This is a genomic window from Streptomyces apricus (assembly GCF_008369065.1).
Lineage (GTDB): Bacteria > Actinomycetota > Actinomycetes > Streptomycetales > Streptomycetaceae > Streptomyces > Streptomyces apricus.
In genome coordinates, this window is the sequence record NZ_VDFC01000040.1 from 909,990 (window position 1) to 915,658 (window position 5,669).

Consider the following 5,669-nt stretch of genomic DNA (forward strand, 5'->3'; position numbering starts at 1 on the left):
GCCCCGTACCCGCTGATCGTCACGACCGCCCCCGCCGGCGCGATCGCCACCCGCGCGCTCCACGCGCCGTTCGGCTCGCGCAGGGGGTCGACGTGCACCCTGATCGTCACCGACTCCCCCGGCCGCAGCGTCCCCGACGAGCGGCTCAGGTAGAGCCAGGACGCCCCGGTCCGCGCGGACCAGCGGACCGGCGGGCCGTCGGCCGCCGCGGTGAGGGTGACGAGCGTGGTGTCGCCGCTGGAGTCGGCCGTCACGGAGAGGCCGCCCCGCTCCTGCCCCGAGGCCACGCCGGCGACCTCCACGGAGACGTCGGGCGAACCGCTGCGCGGGGTGAAGCGGGAGCCCGGGCGCGTACGGGCGTTGCCGGCGTTCTCGTAGCCGGCGGACCCGTCGCCCAGGGCCTCCGGGTCCTGGGCCTCGCTCGCCGTGACCGGCCGTCCGTCCGCGCCCTCGCCGAGCAGGGGCGCGCCCCGGTAGGCCGCCCACAGGGCGAGCACGGGGGCTGCCACGACGGTGGCGACGACCGTGGTGGTGACGGCACGCGCGCGCAGGCGGTCCCGGCGGGCCGCGTGGTCCTTGGGGTCCATCGGGAAACCGCGCCGGTCGAAGCGCGGACCGCCGCCCCGCGCGCGCGGGAGGTGCGTCAGCGCCCGGTGCAGGGCCGCGCGCGGGGCTTCGAGCACGGGCAGCGCGGCGGGCGTGACGCTGGTGCCGGGCCAGGCGCCGGGCACCGCGCGCTCGGCGGTGCGGCGGCAGCGCGGGCAGTCGTCGACGTGCCGGACCAGTTCGCGGCGCAGGGCCGTGCCGAGGACGAGGGGGCGGTCGCCGGTGAGCCGGGCGACGCCGGGGCAGGTACCGGTCTGGACGACGGCCAGGGCCGCGCGCGTGCGCTCGACCTCGCAGGCCGCCGCCGCCAGGAGCTCCCGTGCGGCGACCGGGTCCATGCCGAGGACGGCGGCGACCTCGTGCGCGGCGAGCTGGTGGCGCACGGCGAGTTCGAGCGCCTCGCGCTGCTCGGGGGTCGTGCCGGCGGCCTCCGGCCAGGCCAGCAGGGTGAGTTCGCGGTGGCGGCGGGCCTCCTCCGCGGCGGGGAGGCCGGCGTTCCGGTCACCGGCGCCACGGCCGCCGGAACGGTCGCGGTCACGGTCCCCGGAACGGTCGCGGCCGCCGGAACGGTCGCGGTCCCCGGTGCGGTCGTGCGCGCGGTCCGGGCCCGCAGAGTGCCCCGCCGGGCGCCCCGAAGGGGAGGGACCTGAGGAGGCGCCCGGGGTGGAGGGGGCCGAGGCGGAGCCCGACGCGTGGGTGCCATGACGTTTCTGCTTGGCCTCGGCGAGCTTGCGCAGGCAGGACCAGCGGGCCAGCGCGTACAGCCAGGCCCTGCGGTGACCGGGCTCCTCCGGGCCGCGCTGGCCGCGGCGCTCGGCGAGCGCGAGGGCGTCGCCCAGGGCGGCGGTCGCGGTGTCGTGGTCGCACAGGACGGACAGACAGTAGGTGAAGAGGCCGTCCAGGTACGGTTCGTAGCGGGCCGGCGGGGACTGCGCCAGCGCGCGTGCCGCCGCCCGGTCGCGCGCCTCGCGGTGCGCCCGGTGTGCGCCGGTGGTGCGGGTCGAGGTCTCGGGCCTGCTGCTCATCACCCGTGCGACCGTAGGCGCCCGGCGGCGGCACCTTCTCCCCGCTTGAGCACTTTTAATCCGTACGGGTGAAACGATCCCTCATAAGAGGACAGGAACCTTGCATCCGGTGTCGTCCCCTTGACGGAACGGGCCCGGAGGGCGAAGGGCGCCGGGCCGTCGGTACGGCGTTCCGGACGGCCGTGACCGCGCTGTCAGTGGCGGCGGTTACGGTTCGTGTCATGGCTGCCCGTACGAAGACCGCGAAGGACCGGCCCTCCTACCGTTGCACCGAGTGCGGCTGGCAGACGGTCAAGTGGCTCGGCCGCTGCGCCGAGTGCCAGGCCTGGGGGACGATCGAGGAGTACGGCGCCCCCGCGGTGCGCACGACGGCCCCCGGCCGCGTCACCACGTCCGCGCTGCCCATCGGCCAGGTGGACGGCAAGCAGGCGACCGCCCGCTCGACCGGGGTGCCCGAGCTGGACCGCGTGCTCGGCGGCGGTCTCGTGCCGGGCGCGGTGGTGCTGGTGGCGGGCGAGCCGGGCGTCGGCAAGTCCACCCTGCTGCTGGACGTGGCGGCCAAGGCGGCGAGCGACGACCACCGCACGCTCTACATCACGGGCGAGGAGTCCGCGAGCCAGGTCCGCCTGCGCGCCGACCGCATCAAGGCGATCGACGACCACCTGTACCTGGCGGCGGAGACCGACCTGTCCGCGGTCCTCGGGCACCTGGACGCGGTGAAGCCGTCCCTGCTCATCGTCGACTCCGTGCAGACGGTGGCCTCCCCGGAGATCGACGGCGCCCCCGGCGGCATGTCCCAGGTGCGCGAGGTGGCCGGCGCGCTGATCCGCGCCTCCAAGGAGCGCGGCATGGCCACCCTCCTGGTGGGCCACGTCACCAAGGACGGCAACATCGCGGGGCCGCGCCTCCTGGAGCACCTGGTGGATGTCGTCCTGAGCTTCGAGGGCGACCGGCACGCGCGCCTGCGGCTCGTGCGGGGCGTCAAGAACCGGTACGGCACCACCGACGAGGTCGGCTGCTTCGAGCTGCACGACGAGGGCATCACCGGGCTCGCCGACCCCTCGGGCCTCTTCCTGACCCGGCGCTCCGAGCCGGTCCCCGGCACCTGCCTGACCGTCACCCTGGAAGGCCGCCGCCCGCTGGTGGCCGAGGTGCAGGCGCTCACCGTGGACACCCAGATCCCCACCCCGCGGCGCACCACCTCGGGCCTTGAGACCTCCCGGGTGCAGATGATGCTCGCCGTCCTGGAGCAGCGCGGCCGGATCAGCGCCCTCGGGAAGCGGGACATCTACACCGCGACGGTCGGCGGCGTGAAGCTCTCCGAGCCCGCCGCGGACCTCGCGATCGCCCTGGCGCTGGCCAGCGCGGCCAGCGACACCCCGCTGCCGCAGAACCTCGTCGCGATCGGCGAGGTGGGGCTCGCGGGCGAGGTCAGACGGGTCACGGGCGTCCAGCGCAGGCTCTCCGAGGCACACCGTCTGGGCTTCACCCACGCCCTCGTCCCGGCCGACCCGGGCAAGGTCCCGCCCGGTATGAAGGTCCTGGAAGTCGCCGACATGGGGGACGCGCTGCGGGTCCTGCCGAGGTCGCGTCGGCGGGACGCCCCACGGGACGAGGAGGACCGCCGGTAGACTTTGCCCAGGTCTCGCCCGTCCGTACGAACCGAGGGCGCCCTCAAAGAGCCTGCGACCGGAGGAGTGCAGTGGCAGCCAACGACCGGGCAGCAGTTCCCGGCAAGTCCGGCGGGAGTTCCGGTGCCGATGGCCTGATGCGCACGTCCCTGAGCGCCGTGGCCCCCGGCACCGGGCTGCGTGACGGCCTGGAGCGCATTCTCCGCGGCAACACCGGCGGGCTCATCGTGCTCGGCTGGGACAAGACCGTCGAGGCGATGTGCAGCGGCGGTTTCGTGCTGGACGTCGAGTTCACGGCGACGCGGCTGCGCGAGCTGTGCAAGCTCGACGGCGGCATCGTGCTGGACAAGGACATCACCAAGATCCTGCGGGCCGGCGTGCAGCTGGTCCCCGACCCGACGATCCCCACCGAGGAGACGGGCACGCGGCACCGCACGGCGGACCGGGTGAGCAAGCAGGTCGGCTTCCCCGTGGTCTCCGTCTCCCAGTCCATGCGGCTGATCGCGCTGTACGTGGACGGGCAGCGGCGGGTCCTGGAGGACTCGGCCGCGATCCTGTCGCGCGCGAACCAGGCGCTGGCCACGCTGGAGCGGTACAAGCTGCGGCTCGACGAGGTCGCGGGCACGCTGTCCGCGCTGGAGATCGAGGACCTGGTCACCGTCCGGGACGTGTCGGCGGTGGCCCAGCGTCTGGAGATGGTGCGGCGGATCGCGACCGAGATCGCCGAGTACGTGGTGGAGCTGGGCACGGACGGGCGGCTGCTCGCGCTGCAGCTGGACGAGTTGATCGCCGGGGTCGAGCCGGAGCGGTCGCTGGTCGTGCGGGACTACGTGCCCGAGCCGACGGCCAAGCGGTCCCGCACGGTGGACGAGGCGCTGTTCGAGCTCGACGCGCTGTCGCACGCCGAGCTGCTCGAAATGCCCACGGTGGCGCGGGCGCTGGGGTACACGGGGTCGCCCGAGGCGCTCGACTCCGCGGTGTCGCCCCGCGGGTTCCGGCTGCTTGCGAAGGTGCCGCGGCTGCCCGGCGCGATCATCGACCGGCTGGTCGAGCACTTCGGGGGGCTGCAGAAGCTGCTCGCCGCGAGCGTGGACGATCTGCAGACGGTGGACGGGGTGGGGGAGGCGCGGGCGCGGAGCGTGCGGGAGGGGCTTTCGCGGTTGGCGGAGTCCTCGATCCTTGAGCGCTACGTGTAGCCTGCCGGCGGCTTGGGGGTGCCCTTCCTGGGCCGGGCTGGTCTTTTCAGTGCCGGCCGGTGGGGGTTGCTCGCGCAGTTCCCCGCGCCCCTAAAAGCAAAAAGATTGCGCAGTTCCCCGCGCCCCTGAAGGCAAAAGACTGCGCCGTTCCCCGCGCCCCTAGAAGCACAAGATCGCGCCATTCCCCGCGGGCCTGAAGGCACAGGACTGCGGCGTTCCCCGTGCCCCTGTGGTGCGGGCCTTCAGTCCTTCTTCAGGACGAAGGATGTTTGGGTCTTGGGGAGGTCCGGGGCCTTTGCTTCCACCAAGTAGGTGCCGGGGGTGGCCGCTAGGGCCGGCGGGGTCGCGCACTGCGGGGCGCTCGCCTTGCGGTTCCACTCGACGGTGCGGACGACCTTGTCGTTCGCGGGGACGCGGAAGAGGATGCTCGCGGCGCCCGTCGGGCAGTCCGCCGAGGACCAGATCTCGTCGTCGCCCTTCGCCTGAGTGATCGTCAGCACCGCCCGCTTGGGGCCGAGATCGAGCTTGCAGTCGCGGTCGGAGGAGTTCCTGGCGATCAGTTCGAAGGTCGGCTTCTCGTCGGGCGCGTAGGAGTTGCTGACACTGCGCAGCGTCAGCTTCACCGACCCCGGCACGCAGTCGGGAAGGGTGGACCCGGCCGGAACCGTGTCGCCTGAGCCTCCGCCGCCCTCGCCGTCGTCGGCGCCGCCCGCGCCGCCGCCGGAACCGGAACCGCCCGAGGCGGAACCGTCCGAGCCGCCGGAGCCCGCCGAGCCGCCCGAACCACCGGAGCCGCCGTCACCGCCGTCCCCGTCGCCGCCCTCGCTCGACTCGTCGCGTCCGCCCGGCGCCTGGCTGATCGCGGGGTCCGAACCGGAGGGGCCCGGAGTGATCGACGCGGTGGGGTTCTTGCCGTCGGGCCCGTCGGCGTCGTTCCCCCCGCCGCCCCCGCCTCCGGAGGTGATCAACCAGGTGATCAACAGGGCCAACACCGCGATCACGGACACCAGAATGGCCCTCCGTCGCCAGTAGATGGAGGAGGGAAGCGGCCCGACCGGATTGCGCATAGATCCCACGGCGCAACTCTACGAGAGTCTCGGCGCTCCACCGGCCCCACCCGCCGCTCAACACCCCAACTTTTTCTGATCATCGGCCCGGAACGCCGGCTCACCCGGAGCGTGGGGTGCGGAACACAACACAAACCCCCCACC

Annotated in this window: 4 protein-coding genes; 2 read left to right on the forward strand and 2 right to left on the reverse strand. The window is 73.9% G+C overall.

The genetic code is table 11. The annotated features are described in order from the left end of the window. Positions 1–1,631, reverse strand: a 1,631-nt coding sequence (locus tag FGF04_RS17150) for a BACON domain-containing protein (RefSeq protein ID WP_223146387.1), incomplete at its 3' end; no start/stop codon positions are given. A gap of 221 nt (positions 1,632–1,852) precedes the next feature. On the opposite strand from FGF04_RS17150, the gene radA reads away from it, so the two are divergent. After that, positions 1,853–3,262 carry a DNA repair protein RadA gene (radA, locus tag FGF04_RS17160; protein WP_149512130.1) on the forward strand — a complete coding sequence of 470 codons (1,410 nt, stop codon included), beginning with the start codon at positions 1,853–1,855 and terminating at the stop codon, positions 3,260–3,262. A gap of 71 nt (positions 3,263–3,333) precedes the next feature. Continuing rightward, complete coding sequence (gene disA / locus FGF04_RS17165; protein WP_149512131.1) at positions 3,334–4,458, forward strand: DNA integrity scanning diadenylate cyclase DisA; 1,125 nt, start codon at positions 3,334–3,336, stop codon at positions 4,456–4,458. A gap of 242 nt (positions 4,459–4,700) precedes the next feature. Here the strand turns inward: disA and FGF04_RS17170 are convergent, their stop codons facing one another. Further along, positions 4,701–5,534 carry a hypothetical protein gene (locus FGF04_RS17170; protein WP_149512132.1) on the reverse strand — a complete coding sequence of 278 codons (834 nt, stop codon included), beginning with the start codon at positions 5,532–5,534 and terminating at the stop codon, positions 4,701–4,703. Positions 5,535–5,669 lie beyond the last annotated feature (135 nt).